The organism is Nostoc sp. ChiQUE01b (assembly GCF_034531255.1).
Lineage (GTDB): Bacteria > Cyanobacteriota > Cyanobacteriia > Cyanobacteriales > Nostocaceae > Nostoc.
In genome coordinates this window covers 79,615-93,488 of record NZ_JAVRBM010000015.1, presented here as the reverse complement: position 1 = coordinate 93,488, position 13,874 = coordinate 79,615, and the positions used below count along the sequence as shown (strand labels likewise).

Annotated in this window: 14 protein-coding genes; 7 read left to right on the top strand and 7 right to left on the bottom strand. The window is 41.7% G+C overall.

Annotated elements, in window-relative coordinates:
- Positions 1–14: 14 nt before the first annotated feature.
- Positions 15–1,199 carry an AbrB family transcriptional regulator gene (locus RMY63_RS12765; RefSeq protein WP_322729050.1) on the bottom strand — a complete coding sequence of 395 codons (1,185 nt, stop codon included), beginning with the start codon at positions 1,197–1,199 and terminating at the stop codon, positions 15–17.
- Between the two features lie 337 nt (positions 1,200–1,536).
- Between RMY63_RS12765 and RMY63_RS12760 the strand changes: the two genes are divergently transcribed.
- A complete protein-coding gene (locus RMY63_RS12760; protein WP_322729049.1) occupies positions 1,537–1,830 on the top strand; it encodes a DUF5678 domain-containing protein in 294 nt (97 codons plus the stop codon).
- Here RMY63_RS12760 and RMY63_RS12755 read toward each other — a convergent pair.
- The gene (locus tag RMY63_RS12755; RefSeq protein WP_322729048.1) at positions 1,822–2,208 is read right to left on the bottom strand and encodes a hypothetical protein; all 387 of its coding nucleotides are present in this window, start codon (positions 2,206–2,208) and stop codon (positions 1,822–1,824) included. The two genes, RMY63_RS12760 and RMY63_RS12755, sit on opposite strands and share 9 nt — an antisense overlap.
- 265 nt (positions 2,209–2,473) lie before the next feature.
- On the opposite strand from RMY63_RS12755, the gene RMY63_RS12750 reads away from it, so the two are divergent.
- A complete protein-coding gene (locus RMY63_RS12750; protein WP_322729047.1) occupies positions 2,474–2,860 on the top strand; it encodes a hypothetical protein in 387 nt (128 codons plus the stop codon).
- A gap of 104 nt (positions 2,861–2,964) precedes the next feature.
- Here RMY63_RS12750 and RMY63_RS12745 read toward each other — a convergent pair whose 3' ends face one another.
- The 4 genes from RMY63_RS12745 to RMY63_RS12730 all read right to left on the bottom strand — a co-directional run bounded on the left by RMY63_RS12745 (position 2,965) and on the right by RMY63_RS12730 (position 5,789).
- Positions 2,965–3,315, bottom strand: coding sequence for a DUF1257 domain-containing protein (locus RMY63_RS12745; RefSeq protein WP_094350625.1), 351 nt, complete (start codon positions 3,313–3,315; stop codon positions 2,965–2,967).
- 140 nt (positions 3,316–3,455) lie between these two features.
- Positions 3,456–4,967 (bottom strand): AAA family ATPase, encoded by a 1,512-nt coding sequence (locus RMY63_RS12740; protein WP_322729046.1) that lies wholly within the window; start codon positions 4,965–4,967, stop codon positions 3,456–3,458.
- 78 nt (positions 4,968–5,045) lie between these two features.
- A complete protein-coding gene (locus tag RMY63_RS12735) occupies positions 5,046–5,399 on the bottom strand; it encodes a hypothetical protein (RefSeq protein WP_322729045.1) in 354 nt (117 codons plus the stop codon).
- A gap of 258 nt (positions 5,400–5,657) precedes the next feature.
- Positions 5,658–5,789: a hypothetical protein gene (locus RMY63_RS12730; protein ID WP_322729044.1), complete on the bottom strand. Its 132-nt coding sequence runs from the start codon at positions 5,787–5,789 to the stop codon at positions 5,658–5,660.
- A gap of 230 nt (positions 5,790–6,019) precedes the next feature.
- Here RMY63_RS12730 and RMY63_RS12725 point away from each other — a divergent pair, with 230 nt between their 5' ends.
- From RMY63_RS12725 to RMY63_RS12710, 4 genes are all read left to right on the top strand, one after another.
- Positions 6,020–6,538, top strand: coding sequence for a hypothetical protein (locus RMY63_RS12725; protein ID WP_322729043.1), 519 nt, complete (start codon positions 6,020–6,022; stop codon positions 6,536–6,538).
- A gap of 222 nt (positions 6,539–6,760) precedes the next feature.
- On the top strand, positions 6,761–7,915 hold the full coding sequence (locus RMY63_RS12720) for an NAD-dependent epimerase/dehydratase family protein (RefSeq protein ID WP_322729094.1): 1,155 nt from the start codon (positions 6,761–6,763) through the stop codon (positions 7,913–7,915).
- Positions 7,916–8,148: 233 nt separating this feature from the next.
- On the top strand, positions 8,149–9,279 hold the full coding sequence (locus tag RMY63_RS12715) for a glycosyltransferase family 1 protein (RefSeq protein WP_322729042.1): 1,131 nt from the start codon (positions 8,149–8,151) through the stop codon (positions 9,277–9,279).
- 161 nt (positions 9,280–9,440) lie between these two features.
- Entirely contained in the window at positions 9,441–12,062 is a 2,622-nt protein-coding gene (locus RMY63_RS12710) for a GAF domain-containing protein (protein ID WP_322729041.1), read from the top strand.
- Positions 12,063–12,131: 69 nt separating this feature from the next.
- Here RMY63_RS12710 and RMY63_RS12705 read toward each other — a convergent pair whose 3' ends face one another.
- Complete coding sequence (locus tag RMY63_RS12705; protein ID WP_322729040.1) at positions 12,132–12,407, bottom strand: hypothetical protein; 276 nt, start codon at positions 12,405–12,407, stop codon at positions 12,132–12,134.
- A 639-nt stretch (positions 12,408–13,046) separates the two neighbouring features.
- On the opposite strand from RMY63_RS12705, the gene purC reads away from it, so the two are divergent.
- Positions 13,047–13,784 (top strand): phosphoribosylaminoimidazolesuccinocarboxamide synthase, encoded by a 738-nt coding sequence (gene purC, locus RMY63_RS12700; RefSeq protein WP_322729039.1) that lies wholly within the window; start codon positions 13,047–13,049, stop codon positions 13,782–13,784.
- Positions 13,785–13,874: the final 90 nt, after the last annotated feature.

Here is a 13,874-nt window from a genome sequence, read left to right as displayed (position 1 = left end):
GATGCCTTTATCAATTAAACTGGTTCAGAAAGTTGCTCATCCAGACGGCGAAACAGAAACAGCCAAAGAGGTAGGGAACTGTTAATTGCAATTAACCGCACTAAATGACCAGTTGTGACAATTTCAACATTATGATTCAATGCCAGGGAAACCAGGATCATTTCTGCCGATCCTCCTGGTGCTGTGACTAAAAGACAGGTTAACCAGTCCCAAGAGGTTAATTGCATCGCAAGTATAGCAGCGATCGCTCCGGCTACAAGAGTCATCCCTACAGACATCAAGGCATAGGCGACAGTCCGCTTTTTTAAGTTAGGTTTATCTCCCCAATATTCACCAATAGTAATTCCCAGGAGCATTTGACCCAATAAGTTAATTAAAGGCGGCGGACTAAAGCTAATATCACCCACAAAAGGCAGCCAATGTAGCAAAGGATTAAACCCAATCCCAATCAACAATGCACCAAAGAAATCGCCGGCGGGAATTTTAAATAATATAGCTGGATAAACAACTAATCCAGTGATGAGGAGTACTAACAAGAGTAATTCTAGTTGAGATGGATCGAAATTCAGCCAAGCAGCATTGATTGGGAGGGTTTGCGGATAGTAATTACCAGCCGAAGTCCTAGCGATGAAGGGAATTAGAACAACTACAGAGGTGACGCGAATCGCCTGAACTAGAGCAACCAAGCTAACATTTTTATTGTAATCGGCAGCGATCGCAGCCATAATTCCTACACCACCAGGAACTGTAGCCAGCATTGCTGTAAATAGGTTGGTTTTGCTGACGCGGGAGTAAATGTAACCGATACAGCTTCCACTCAGCAGCAGAAATAAGGTAAGAAAAATAAATATGGGAATACCAGAAGCAATACCAGCTAGATTAGCGTGGGCATTGGAAGCGCCAACAGTTAAGCCGACAAGTGCCATTCCCACTTTTCTAGCAGTGCGGTTAGGTTGGGGAGAATATTCATAAAAAATCCGACACCCTTGGAGAACCATTGTACCAGCCGCAATCCCGCCAAATATCCAGGCAATCCTGCCAATTTGGAACTTTGCGAGCAGTAAACCCAGAGGTAATGCCAGAAGCATTTCCAAGACAAGGACAATTAGTTGCTTGCCAAATAGCTGTTGTTTGGTAGCAACAAGATTTTCATGAGTGTGTTTTTCCAGACTGGGAGTACCACTTACACTTTGGTTCATCGATACTAGGCTTTTTTTTAAGTCTAAGCGATAGGTGCAAAAGTGGATCTCCGGCGATGCGATCGCACACTACACATTACCAGAAACAAGCAAAATGTTACAGGTGTAGGGTTTGATTGTAGTAGTGAGTTTATTTTAGATTTAAATTTATAACAAAAGCCAAGGTGATTAAGACATTAACAGATGATAAAACTTAGATACAAAAAGACTTTTCACCCAGTCCCCAGTCCCCAGTTCCCAGTCCCTTGCTATAAGTCAGGTTTGGTAGCTCACATCTTGCACCAGACAATTAAAATAGTGCCAGAGATATTCCACATCCACGGACAATATTAAATATATGAACACAACTCCCTCTAAAAGAGAAACAGATGAAATGTTCAAGTGGTTAAATCGTAACCGCCAAATGTTATTAGATTTATATAAAAATCAATATATCGCTTACAATGCAAATGGAATAATTGCTCACAGCGAAAACTTGCGCGAAGTTTTAGCATTAGCTAATGCTGCAAAACAGCCTTTTTTAATTTACCTAGTTCCGCGTCGCACTGCTTCTATAGAAATAAATTTTACCAATTCGCCTGTATCCGTATCTGCGCCCGCACTTGTTCAGGAATCTGGCTCACTAGTTTAAGGGTTCAATTAACCCACGTTTGACAGCTTCGCTCAACGCAGTGGCTTTTCTTAAAAGTCCTTCTTGATAGACCTGCATCAGGGTTTGTAACTCTGAGCGATCGCCTTCAGTAAGAGTCCCTGATTGTTGGCGATCGAGCAGTTCGCTTAACCGGGCATCCTGTTCCGATTCCATTTGCAGTTCAGTCAGCACTAAGACTTGTTCATCAGAAAGGATAGAGACAGGCTCAAGATCGGTAATGTCCCCACTGATGGGCGGAATTGAAAGTTGAATGGTATCTACTAAAATGCTGGCAACATCACGATTCGCCAACCGTGCAAAGCGTTCTGTACGTTGGTAAATATCATCTGGCAGGTTAATGATGATTTGGGTACTCATGGGTGTTGTAAATACTCTTCTCTATTCTCACTTGCAATTAGTAATTACGTGTTTCAGGGTCACAAAAACTGAAGAATGTAATTTAGGACATTGAGCAGAAAACCGTCGCTTTCTGGTTTTTTTTGGATTTACAGCTATTTTCAGGTAAATAGCTGTAAGTCAAGTTTGGTGAGAAATAAATTCAAAATTTTCAAGGTTTTAGTCCTACTGTTTGGGAAAAATAACTTAGTGAGTAACTTTTGATCACTAGGCAGAAATAAAAATTATGAAGTTAAATCTAAATTATAGGGATATGCCAGTTTTATCCTACATTCATCGGAGAGAACTGCCATCAGCACCTGGAATTTATTATGTGGGTAATCATGATTGCCCAGTTATGTATATCGGTCTTGCACATAACTTGAAAAAGCGGCACTTAACCCATCATCGCCAAGTACAGTTTGACAAAATTCAAAATGCTGTTATATATTACCGTGTTTTAGCAGAGGATGTATTAACTAAAATCTCAAATTTGAGAGAGGTTCTAATGAGGTTGGAAAAGCAGTCTATAAGTTACTACAAGCCACCTCTCAATTACACACCCGTACTAAAATCAATTTATCTTCAAGGTAAGAAGGGAGTGATTCTCCGTTTTAGACAAAATGAATCATAAACAAAATCGGGGCTGAGAAATAAATCTCAGTCCCGATAAAAAAGCGGGCTAACCGCTATTTATATGGTTAACCCGTGCAGCTTTGGGAACGCGCAGAGAAATTGTTATTGCAATACCAACTTCACATTGGCGTTTTGTAGACCGCGCTGTTTCACTTCAGCCAAAGTTTTGTTAACAGCATACTTTTGGTTGATTGAGTTGATCAACTCGGTTTGGTTATGCTTCTTAGCAACGCCCCACAGGTCAGCGATTAGGTCAAAAGAACCATCGCCATTGCGAGACCAGCCGAGGTCATATTCGCCTTCCAAAACGGCAACGATGTCAGAACGGACACGCTGACCGTTATAACCACGGACATCAGCTTCAGTCTTTACGCTGATACCGAGGTCGCGCAAGGAAGCCTTGAGGATTTCGGCATCGGTGATTTTGGTACGCAGGGTGCTAAAGTGAGACATTTGGGTTTCCTCCAATGAGAAGATTGAGAAATACGACAACGGTTTGTTTTGGACGAAGCCGCACTTAGCAGGAGGCGGCTTTTTTCATAACTGCTAGCACTAAAGCTAGCCTTTCCCCCTGGGATGGCAGAGGAAAGCTTTTAAAACTCCATTCGCTGATATTCAGCAACGGAGGATGCTGCGGGACGCGCTCGCTGTCTGGCCCAATCTCTCAGAGCCGTTACTTGTTCTTGCATCGTTCGAGACAGCGGCAATGTTGCCTTCAGCGCAGCAATAATATCTAATTGTGTGAACTCCCGATCTTGGGCAAAAGCTTCATACATTGCCGCAACGATCGCTTGCTCAACTTCTGCCCCAGAAAAGCCATCAGACATCTTGGCTAATTGCTCAAGGTCAAATCGAGAGATGTCTTCACGGCGTTTGGTCAGATGAATATTGAAAATTTGTTGCCGTTCTTCCGGTGTTGGCAGATCGACAAAGAAAATTTCATCAAAGCGTCCTTTCCTCAAGAACTCGCCAGGTAAGCGTTCTACTCTGTTGGCTGTAGCCATCACAAACACTGGTGATTTTTTATCTTGCATCCAAGTGAGGAAAGAGCCGAAGATTCTACTTGAAGTCCCTCCATCAGAATCAGAGGAACCTCCACTACCAGCAAAGGATTTATCTAATTCATCGATAAACAAAATCGCTGGGGAAATAGATTCTGCTGTTTTCAGGGCGTTCCGCAGATTTGCTTCACTTCGTCCCACCATTGAGCCGTCGTAAACTCGCCCCATATCCAACCGCAACAGTGGTAAACCCCAGAGGCGGGAAGTAGTTTTGGCAATTAATGACTTACCGCAACCGGGAACTCCTAGAATTAACATCCCCTTTGGTTGAGGCAAACCATACTCTCTCGCTCTTTCTGTGAAAGCGTTAGAGCGTTGCTTGAGCCATCTTTTTAACTCTTCTAAGCCACCTACAGCATCAATAGTTTCATCTTCTTCAATGTATTCTAAGATGCCATTGCGCCGAATTAGTTGCTTTTTCTCAGATAAAACGATATCTACTTCATCTTCCGTTAAACGCTCTTTAGTTACCTGTGCCTTACGGTAGACTTTCTCAGCTTCATCTTTAGTTAGACCCAAAGCAGCTCTAAGAAGTTTTTCTCTAGCTTCTGTTGTCAGTCGCCGACCACGATTTTGCTCTATATGGTGAGTTAAGACTTTATTCAACTCAGCCATATCTGGCAATGTAAAGTCGAGAACAACAACTTCTTTTTCCAATTCTATAGGTACTTGTTGCATCGGAGACATCAAAATGATGTTCTTTTGCATACCTTTGAAACTAGCGATCGCATCACGTAACGATCTGTTAGTTGCAGGCGCATCTATAAAGGGATGTAAATCTTTAAGAATAAATATACTTGGTTCTTTCTGCCGGATGATCCACTCAATCGCCGCCTCTGGAGACACAGTATTATGTTGGGTAACATTCCGGGGCTGACCATACTCAACAATTCCGTGTGTTACTGTCCAAACAAATACTCGGCGCTGGGGCTTTAACAACTGGGCGATTGTAGAAATTGCTTGCTCGGCCCGCTCTTCCTCGGAGGTAACAAGGTAGATTAAAGGGTATTGAGCTTGAATTAGGATCTTGAGCTCTTCGTTCATACTTCGACCTACTTGAGACCTTATAGAGACAGTAGAGACATTGCTTCTGGTAAAGACAACCGAATCATGAATATCTATTTAGCAAGGAACTAATTCTTCCTCACCCTTGGGATTGGTTTCATCTTCATCCATCTCATTAAGAGAAAGGTGCTCTTGACCAACTAGTCCTGGTTGATTACCTAAAACAACCAGTTCCCCATCACGTAAGACAAGTGAGCTATCACAAGTGGGACATGAATAAACTCTATGAGTCCGCCCATAAGAAGAATCTTCTAACTCGTCAACCAATTCTTGATTGGATAGGTAAAAACCAAGGGCACGTTCGGCAAGTTCTGACATTGGCTCGGAATCGACTGCTGAACGAATCTTCAGTTTCCTGTGCAACTCTGGCGATAAATACAAAGTGACCTTTTGCTTAGTTTGCGTTTGCATATAACTCTTTAACGGTCTTACCCGGGTATGTATATCAACTTATCGGTTCTTTTATTGCTTGTCAAGACGGTAAAACGTTTTAACGCTAATTTTGTTGCATTTCTTTACAAATGGAGAATAAAATGCTGTTTATTGAGTGATTGATTGCTCAATACAAATTAATTTTTTGATGGAAATTAGCGATCGCTAAACCAATGATTGTCTAACTTGGCTTACTTTTTAATTCTTTGGAGCGTCACCAAGTCGGTGATCTGGTATTCATCCCCGTTTATCCAAAATTTGCGCGTGGATGCGAGATACCACATCCGAATCTGGTAAGCCAGAAATATCAATATCTGGGGGTTTTTGGTCGTTTGGCTTACCGATGCAAACTATAGAAAGATTTAGCAAGAGAGATTTGGCGAAAATTGCAAATATGTGTTTATTTAGAAGTCAAAAAGCTCTAAATTTAGCCGAACTGTCTGAGATACACTGTTTATAGTTTGTGCGATCAAGCACTTTCTCTGAGTTTCTTCTACCAAGATTTTAAAAGAGAATGGTAAATATCCTGAATATTATTGAATTTTTAATGAGCGCTCTTTCAGTGCATTTCCCGATTCTTGGCAAAATGTGTGATGTAAATGGCTACTGCTAATAAAATCTGTAGTTTGGGGCGAAGAATTTATCGGTTTGCTGCCAGCGTTAGCGGAGTCATTACCCTGTTAATAATGCTGTCGGGTTGCACTGCAAATGATTTTAACGCCAGAGCGATCGCCTGGAAAACTTATAGCAACTCCCGTTATGGCTTTGAATTCCCATATCCGAGTAACTGGACTTCATTAGCAGCATCAGAAAATGGTGATGGAATTGCGTTTATTTCACCACAGGATAACTCAGTGGAAATTCGCGGGTGGGCAAGTCATCAGCTACCAAACGATCAAGAGTCCGTGAAAAAGATAAAATCCAACTTTCAGACTGCTCAAGGAGTATCTGGGCTGCTGGTCGTAGAAGTTGAGCGAGGAGTAAGTTCGATGACACTGACTCTAACTCAGAGTCAAGTAAAATACCATTTACAGGGACGGAGCAAGAGCCAAGAATTTCAAAATTACTATCGTTTGTTTTATTACATTGCCCAGCAGTATCGTATTTCAAAGTTTTAATGGGGCATTGGGCAAAACAGTGCTGAGTGCTGTACATGGATAGCGGGGCGTTTAGCCCGTGCTGAGTTAGGAGTTAAGAGTTAAGAGTGAAGAGTTAGGAGTTTTGTTTATCTCTCTCATCTCCCTCATCTGCCCCCAAAATCCACATCTCCCGCAGAATAATGATTAAGAGGGTACAGAAACCTGATAGATTTAGCTATCAGCGAGTAAAAACTGGTGAAGATGAAAGTCCTGGTTATTGGTGGTGATGGATATTGCGGTTGGGCAACTGCTCTTTACCTTTCCAATCGAGGTTATGAAGTTGGAATTCTAGATAGTTTGGTGCGGCGGCACTGGGATAATGAACTTGGTGTCGAAACTCTCACTCCGATCGCACTCATTCAACAACGTCTCCAGCGCTGGCAAGATTTGACGGGTAAATCTATCGACTTGTTCATCGGCGATATTACGAATTACGAATTTCTCCAGAAAACATTACATCAATTTCAGCCAAATGCCCTAGTGCATTTTGGCGAACAGCGTTCGGCCCCATTTTCCATGATTGACCGCGAACATGCAGTTGTTACCCAGGTCAATAATGTAGTTGGTACGTTGAACTTACTGTACGCCATGCGGGAAGATTTCCCCGACTGTCATTTAGTAAAGCTGGGGACGATGGGTGAATACGGTACACCTAACATTGACATCGAAGAAGGGTATATCACTATTGAACACAATGGACGCAAGGATACCCTACCTTATCCCAAACAACCCGGTTCAATGTACCATTTAAGCAAAGTCCATGATAGTCATAACATCCACTTTGCTTGCCGGATTTGGGGATTGCGGGCAACCGATTTAAATCAGGGTGTGGTTTACGGCGTCTTAACCGAAGAAACGGGGATGGACGAATTATTGATTAATCGGCTGGATTATGATGGCGTGTTTGGTACAGCACTGAACCGCTTTTGTATTCAAGCAGCGATTGGACACCCCCTCACCGTTTACGGTAAAGGTGGACAAACTCGCGGATTTTTAGATATTCGGGATACAGTCAGATGTGTGGAATTAGCGATCGCTAACCCTGCCGAAGCTGGTGAATTCCGCGTATTTAACCAATTTACCGAACAATTTAGTGTCGGCGATTTGGCAGTGATGGTAAAAAAAGCTGGTAACGCTATGGGATTGAACGTAGAAATCAATCACCTAGATAATCCCAGAGTTGAAAAAGAAGAACATTACTTCAACGCTAAAAATACAAAATTGCTTGATTTAGGTTTACAGCCTCACCTGCTCTCTGATTCTCTCCTCGATTCTCTGTTAAACTTTGCTATCAAGTATCAGAAACGAGTCGATCACAAACAAATTCTGCCTAAAGTCTCTTGGCACAGAAATTAGTCTAAACCCCAGTAAATCGTGGGTCTAAAATTGGTCGTCATATTTTAGCACAATATGACGACTAACCAGTTATTATTTATCAGGCGTATCGTCCAGCTACTACTAAATTTGCCGTTTACTACAGTTATTTTGACTGTGGAAAGTTGATTACACCACAGTAGAGAGTTTAGTCTGTGTTTGATCCCGAAATGCAAGCAAAGCTGAGATTATCTGCCTGGACTGAATAGTTTTTTATGAGAATTGCCCTATTTACCGAAACCTTTTTACCCAAGGTTGACGGCATTGTAACGCGTTTACGCCATACTGTTGACCATTTACAGCGTAGTGGTAATCAAGTGCTGGTGATTGCCCCTGATGGAGGCATCACAGAACACAAAGGCGCTAAAGTTTACGGCGTTACTGGCTTTCCTCTGCCATTGTATCCAGAATTAAAAATGGCACTTCCCCGCCCAGCCATTGGTTACGCTTTAGAAGAGTTTAAGCCAGATATTATTCATGTCGTGAATCCAGCAGTTTTAGGTTTATCTGGCATATTTTATAGCAAAATCCTCAAAATACCCTTAGTAGCGTCTTACCATACGCATTTACCCCAATATCTCCAGCATTACGGCTTAGGGATGTTGGAAAGTTTTCTTTGGGAACTGCTCAAAGGCGCTCATAATCAAGCAGCTTTAAATCTGTGTACCTCTACAGCAATGGTGGAGGAATTGACAGCACATGGTATTGAACGTGTAGATTTGTGGCAGCGCGGGGTGGATACGGAATTATTTCACCCCGATTTAGCTAGTGTAGAGATGCGATCGCGCTTATCACAAAATCATCCAGAAAGCCCATTGCTACTTTACATTGGGCGGCTTTCGGCTGAAAAAGAAATTGAGCGTATCAAACCAATCTTAGAAGCAATTCCCCAAGCGCGGTTAGCATTGGTTGGGGATGGGCCCCACCGTCAAGCATTGCAAAAACACTTTGCTGGCACAAACACTTATTTTGTTGGCTATCTTATGGGGCAAGAGTTAGGTTCTGCCTTTGCGAGTGCTGATGCCTTTATCTTTCCTTCCCGTACAGAAACACTAGGCTTAGTATTACTAGAAGCGATGGCTGCTGGCTGCCCCGTGGTAGCAGCTCGTTCCGGGGGAATTCCTGATATTGTGACAGATGGGGTCAATGGATATCTTTTTGAGCCAACAGCAGATGTTCAAGGAGCCATCGCTGCTACCGTTCGCCTCTTAGAACAAAAACAACAACGAGACACCATCCGCCAAAATGCCCGCCAGGAAGCAGAAAATTGGGGTTGGGCAGCTGCCACCAAGCAGCTACAAGATTACTATCAAAAGGTGATATTTTCTGAACAGTTGACAAAATAGGCGACTGGGAACTGGGAATTGAGGGACAAGGGGAATTAGAGGCTCGTTCATCTTCCTCAAACACTCATTAATGAAGCTCAAATACTCATTAATGGAGTTCAGAACCTCAAATCTCTCAATCCTCAATCCCCAAAATCTAAAATCTAAAATCTAAAATTACCATGACACTCCCCAACCCTGGTAGCGTCTTGGCTACATTAACTGAACTTACTCAAGTTAATCGTACTCACGCCTTACTGCGACGTGTTAAAGACCTATCTGTTAATGAATTTGTTTGCTTACTTGACTTTATAACTGCTGAGTTTCAGCAATTTCTTAGAGCTATTGAACTGATCAATAATGAAGCTCTAGAAACTATGTTGGAGAAAGTATTAGAAGCTATCACACTCAAAATTGGTCAAATTCTCCAAGCAGAACATACAGCCATTTTTTTAGTTGATTATGACAAAGGTCAACTGTGGTCAAAAGTTCCTCAAGATAATACTCAAAAATTCTTAGAAATTCGTACTCCCATTACAGTGGGTATCCCCGGTCATGTTGCTAGTACAGGTCAATATCTAAATATATCTGAAACTTATACTCATCCCTTATTTAGCCCAGAACTTGAAAAACAAATGGGCTACAAAATCCATAATATTTTGTGTATGCCTGTTATCAGTAGCAAAAACCAGACTGTAGCGGTAGTGCAACTAGCTAATAAAACCGGGAATGTTCCGTTTAATCATGATGATGAAGAACGTTTTCGAGACTTTGCTGCTTCGATTGGTATTATCCTGGAAAGCTGCCAATCTTTTTATGTAGCGGCTCGTAATCAAAGAGGCGCAACAGCTTTGTTGCGGGCAACTCAAACACTGGGGCAAAGTTTAGATTTAGAAGCAACTTTGCAGATAGTCATGGAACAAGCTCGAATTTTAATGCAAGCAGACCGCAGCACACTATTTTTATATCGTAAAGAGCTAAACGAACTCTGGACGAAAGTTGCAGCAGCAGCAGATGGCACAAACTTAATAGAAATTCGCATTCCCGCTAACTGTGGCATTGCTGGATATGTAGCTTCTACTGGTGAAGCCTTAAATATTTCCGATGCTTATAAAGACCCCCGTTTTGACCCGACTACAGATAAAAAAACTGGTTATATAACTCGCAATATTCTGTGTTTACCAGTATTTAATTCTGCAAATGAATTGATTGGTGTTACACAATTAATCAATAAACAACAAAGCAGCTTTACTGCTTCTGATGAAGAGTTTATGCGGGCTTTTAATAATCAGGCAGGAATTGCCTTAGAAAATGCTGGGCTGTTTGAAAATGTACTGTTAGAAAAACAGTATCAAAAAGATATTTTACAAAGTCTCTCAGATGCTGTGATTTCTACAGATATGGCAGGACAGATTGTCACAATTAATGATGCAGCTCTAGAGTTGCTGGGTTGTCCAATAGGAGACGCTAATAGTAAGAACAACAAGCTTTTGTGGGAACAAAATTTGATTGGTCGCCTAGTTTGGGAAGTTGTGCCAATTGAAAATCTTCAAATGCGACTAGAAGATAGTCTAAAAACTGGAGCTAAACATTATGTGCCAGAGCAAAGTTTGATACTAGGACTTTACCAAGTGCCGAGTACTGTTAGCGATAGCGGGGCGTTTAGCCCGTGCCGATTACTGACTGAAACTCAGCACTCATCACTCAGTACTCAGCACTCAATTTTAGCAGTGCGCGATCGCACTAACCCCGATATTTTTATTCCCTGGAATCAACCTCTGACTCCCCAATCTGAGTTTCTCACTTCTGATCAAGTACAAACATTAGAGCGCAATATTAATCTTACTGTTAATCCCCTAACTAACCCAGAAGGCGGTGTACGCGGTGGTTTAGTGGTCTTAGAAGACATTACTCAGGAAAAACGGATGAAAACTACCATGTCCCGTTACTTGACGCCCCATGTAGCTGAACAAGTTATGGCATTAGGGGAAGATGCTTTAATGGTAGGCGAACGGAAGGAAGTAACTATCTTGTTTTCTGATATCCGGGGCTACACAACACTTACAGAAAATCTTGGTGCAGCTGAGGTGGTATTGCTGCTCAATCAGTATTTTGAAACGATGGTGGAGGCGGTTTTTAACCACGAAGGTACTCTCGATAAATTTATTGGTGATGCCTTAATGGCGGTATTTGGTGCGCCGCTACCATTGATAGAAAATCATGCTTGGAGGGCTGTACAGTCAGCGTTAGATATGAGACGCCGCTTAGAGGAATTTAACCAGCGACGAATTATTCAGGCGCAGCCACAAATTCGTATTGGCATTGGGATTAGTTCTGGAGATGTGGTTTCGGGTAATATTGGTTCTCGCAAACGGATGGATTACACCGTCATTGGAGATGGTGTAAATTTAAGTTCGCGCTTGGAAGCGGTAACTAAGGATTACGGTTGTGATATTCTTTTAAGTGAATTTACTTACCAATTGTGCAGCGATCGCATTTGGGTGCGCCAGTTAGATAAAATCCGAGTTAAAGGGAAACACCAGGCAGTTAATATCTACGAGTTAATTGGCGATCGCACTACTCCCTTAGATGCCAGCACTCAAGAGTTTTTATTTCACTATCATACTGGACGCGATGCTTATTTATCGCGCAACTTCTCACAAGCGATCGCTTGTTTCGAGTCTGCCAAATCCATGCAACCCCAAGATCTAGCTGTTGATATCCACCTAGAGCGGGCGCGTAATTATCAACAAACGCCGCCTCCAGAGTCCTGGGATGGTGTCTGGACAATGCTTACTAAGTAGTCATTTGTTATTTGTCATTTGTCATTAGTTATTTTCCCTCTGCCCCCTGCCCCATTCCCCATTCCCCATTCAACCTTGAGTCTCTCCCTGGTCATCCTGAAACGGACTTTCGCCAATTCCTAGCTCTTCTTTTGAGCGTTTCAACTGTTTCCACAGACCCTTTATTTGTTCGTAAGCTGCACCTGGAGGCACTTTTCCAGCTGTTTCTAAGTTGCAAATGTAACTTACGCGTTGAGCAAATTCCTGGAGATTTGCATTAAAAACCAAGTTTTCTGGCTTAACCTGACCGTGGTAGCGACTGCGAGGGTAGAGAAAATCATCCTTGTTCACTATTTTTTTTTCCATTTATTCAATTGACCTTGTGTTTGGGTTTCTGAAGCTGAATTACTAGCTAACCTAATCTTTCTGTTGTCAGATTGAGGTAAATCAGATCGTCCAACTCCTTTTCCAATTCTTGATGCAGGAATTGGTTAATTCAGATTTTGAGGCTAGAGGATAAAGCTTGAAATATTTGGTGTTGTAAATATGACAAAAAAAGTTTCTGCCAAAGTAACTAGAGAGAATATTTCATTTTCCTCCCTGTTGTCAATTTATCTCATCTTAATTTATGAAATTCAAATTGTAATTAGCTTCGGTCGAGACCTTGAGGTACAAATTATTATTACATAGCAGTATGTCTTAGTAACTTATTCTTTCAAAACTAATTACAATCCCGATCGTAAAACTACTTAGGTGAGAATATTAGATATGAAAGTCAATTGTCTTCTGTTAAAAGTTAGAGATTTAGTTGTAAATATTTGGTAACTGGCTATTAAGCAGCGATCAACAAGAGAAAATTGGGCTGGGTATTGGTTATTAATTTTTTTACCCTGCCCCTGCTTCCTCTTAAATAATCACCAATGGTTAATAGTTAATAACTAAAGATAAAATGGTGAAGCCTCAAAGGACAACTTTTGTCCATCGCCTAAAACATTACCTGCCACCATGTCTGTTAATTCTAAGTTATACGAAGGCAAAGCGAAAATTCTTTATACAACGGGCGATCCAGAAGTCTTGTTGGCTGATTTTAAAGACGATGCCACGGCGTTTAACGCCCAAAAGCGTGGAAACATCGAAGGGAAAGGAAAAATTAATTGTAGCATTTCCAGCCAGCTTTTTAAACAGTTGGAGGCTTATGGTATAAAGACTCACTTTATCGACAGCCCTGCCCCGAATCAAATGCGGGTGAGGGCTGTAAAGATTTTACCTTTAGAAGTAGTGATCAGAAATATTGCTGCTGGCAGTCTGTGTCAGCAAACAGGTTTACCAGTGGGTACAATTCTGAAACAGCCTTTGGTTGAGTTTTATTACAAAAACGATCAATTAGGAGATCCTTTGTTGACACGCGATCGCTTGTACCTGCTAGAACTAGCGACTGCGGAACAAGTAAACGCAATTACACATCTAGCATTGCAAATCAATGAATTTCTCAATAACTTTTGGCAGCGGTGCGGCATTACCCTAGTAGACTTCAAACTAGAGTTTGGTTTGGACTCACAACAGCAATTGCTCTTGGCAGATGAAATTAGCCCCGACACCTGCCGTTTATGGGATACCGCAGAAAAGGACTCAAACCGTCGGGTAATGGACAAAGATCGTTTTCGCCGAGACTTAGGAAATGTAGAGGATGCCTACCAGGAGGTTTTACAAAGAGTGCTAAAAGCAGTAGAAACTATAAGTTAACCAGGTAAAAACCAAAAGGTCAGAAAGAATTATATTTAACTTTTGCCTTTTGCCTTTTGCCTTGTAAAGTAAAAAAGCAAAAGAAAAAAA

What these genes read in the sequence shown, in the direction of transcription:
- RMY63_RS12765 (WP_322729050.1), bottom strand. Translation starts at nt 1,199, where the DNA reads ATGAACCAAAGTGTAAGTGGTACTCCCAGTCTGGAAAAACACACTCAT.
- RMY63_RS12760 (WP_322729049.1), top strand. Translation starts at nt 1,537, where the DNA reads ATGAACACAACTCCCTCTAAAAGAGAAACAGATGAAATGTTCAAGTGG.
- RMY63_RS12755 (WP_322729048.1), bottom strand. Translation starts at nt 2,208, where the DNA reads ATGAGTACCCAAATCATCATTAACCTGCCAGATGATATTTACCAACGT.
- RMY63_RS12750 (WP_322729047.1), top strand. Translation starts at nt 2,474, where the DNA reads ATGAAGTTAAATCTAAATTATAGGGATATGCCAGTTTTATCCTACATT.
- RMY63_RS12745 (WP_094350625.1), bottom strand. Translation starts at nt 3,315, where the DNA reads ATGTCTCACTTTAGCACCCTGCGTACCAAAATCACCGATGCCGAAATC.
- RMY63_RS12740 (WP_322729046.1), bottom strand. Translation starts at nt 4,967, where the DNA reads ATGAACGAAGAGCTCAAGATCCTAATTCAAGCTCAATACCCTTTAATC.
- RMY63_RS12735 (WP_322729045.1), bottom strand. Translation starts at nt 5,399, where the DNA reads ATGCAAACGCAAACTAAGCAAAAGGTCACTTTGTATTTATCGCCAGAG.
- RMY63_RS12725 (WP_322729043.1), top strand. Translation starts at nt 6,020, where the DNA reads ATGGCTACTGCTAATAAAATCTGTAGTTTGGGGCGAAGAATTTATCGG.
- RMY63_RS12720 (WP_322729094.1), top strand. Translation starts at nt 6,761, where the DNA reads ATGAAAGTCCTGGTTATTGGTGGTGATGGATATTGCGGTTGGGCAACT.
- RMY63_RS12715 (WP_322729042.1), top strand. Translation starts at nt 8,149, where the DNA reads ATGAGAATTGCCCTATTTACCGAAACCTTTTTACCCAAGGTTGACGGC.
- RMY63_RS12710 (WP_322729041.1), top strand. Translation starts at nt 9,441, where the DNA reads ATGACACTCCCCAACCCTGGTAGCGTCTTGGCTACATTAACTGAACTT.
- RMY63_RS12705 (WP_322729040.1), bottom strand. Translation starts at nt 12,407, where the DNA reads ATGGAAAAAAAAATAGTGAACAAGGATGATTTTCTCTACCCTCGCAGT.
- purC (WP_322729039.1), top strand. Translation starts at nt 13,047, where the DNA reads ATGTCTGTTAATTCTAAGTTATACGAAGGCAAAGCGAAAATTCTTTAT.